The sequence below is a fragment of the Burkholderia sp. Ac-20392 genome, assembly GCF_017104585.1.
In the GTDB taxonomy this organism is placed as follows: domain Bacteria; phylum Pseudomonadota; class Gammaproteobacteria; order Burkholderiales; family Burkholderiaceae; genus Burkholderia; species Burkholderia lata.
In genome coordinates this window covers 1-1,163 of sequence record NZ_JAAGPB010001018.1, presented here as the reverse complement: position 1 = coordinate 1,163, position 1,163 = coordinate 1, and the positions used below count along the sequence as shown (strand labels likewise).

Annotated in this window: 1 protein-coding gene; it reads right to left on the bottom strand. The window is 69.3% G+C overall.

All coding sequences use genetic code 11. The features are described from left to right. The coding region (gene rluB / locus G3N99_RS40530) for a 23S rRNA pseudouridine(2605) synthase RluB (protein ID WP_206125233.1) at window positions 1–1,163 on the bottom strand (1,163 nt) is incomplete at both ends.

Below are 1,163 nucleotides of genomic sequence, written 5' to 3'. Positions count from 1 at the left end.
ACCACCGCCACGACGCGGCTGATCCAGCTGCCCGTGCGCCGTCAGCACCGGCTCACGGCCGATGAAGCCCATCGACGTCTGCATCGGATCGGGCTGGCGACGCTCGGCCTGGCCGGCGCCGCTGCCGCGCTTACCCTTCTCCTCGGACGGCGCCTTCAGACCGACGGTCGCCATCAGCTTGCGCACCTGCGCGTCGTCGAGCTCCTCCCAGCGACCGCGCTTCAAGCCGCGCGGCAGCGGAATCGGGCCGTGACGCGTACGGATCAGGCGGCTCACCATCAGGCCGACCGCCTCGAACATCCGGCGCACTTCACGGTTGCGGCCTTCGGCCAGCGCGACGTGATACCAGTGGTTCGTGCCTTCGCCGCCGCCGTCGCGGATGCGCAGGAAGTTCGCCGGGCCGTCATCGAGCTCGACGCCATGCAGCAGCTTTTGTCGCATGCCTTCAGCCAGCTCGCCGACGACGCGCACTGCGTACTCGCGCTCGACGCTGTAGCGCGGATGCATGAAGCGGTTTGCGAGGTCGCCCGAAGTCGTCAGCATCAGCAGACCTTCGGTATTGAAGTCGAGGCGGCCCACCGCGAGCCATTTCGCCGTCTTCATCGGCGGCAGGCGGTCGAACACCGACGGACGGCCTTCCGGATCCGCATGGCTGACGATCTCGCCCGTCGGCTTGTGGTACAGCAGCACGCGCGGCGGCTTGTTCGGCAGCTTGCGCTTGACCGGCTTGCCGTTGATTCGCACCTGGTCGGTCGGCATGATGCGCTGGCCGATGTGCGCGGGCTCGCCGTTCACCGACACGCGGCCGGCGACGATCAGTTCTTCCATTTCGCGGCGCGAGCCCATGCCCGCTTCCGCCAGCACCTTGTGAAGCTTCGGCGCGTCGTCGTCCGGCGACAGCACGCGCTTGTTCGCCGGCTGGCTGCGACCGCGACGCAGCATCGGCGCACGCACGCCGCTACCGCCCGCGGAGTTGTCCGCGTCGAATGCCGGCGACGTCACGTAGGCGAACAGTTCGTCCTGGGACGCATCGCCTTCCACCTTTGCCGCACCGCCCTCAGCCTTCGGTGCGCTGCTGCGACGACCCTGGCCGCCCTGGCTGCCCTGGGCCTTGGCCGCACCTTCGCGCTTGGCGGCCGGCTTGCGAGCGCCCTTGGCCGCCA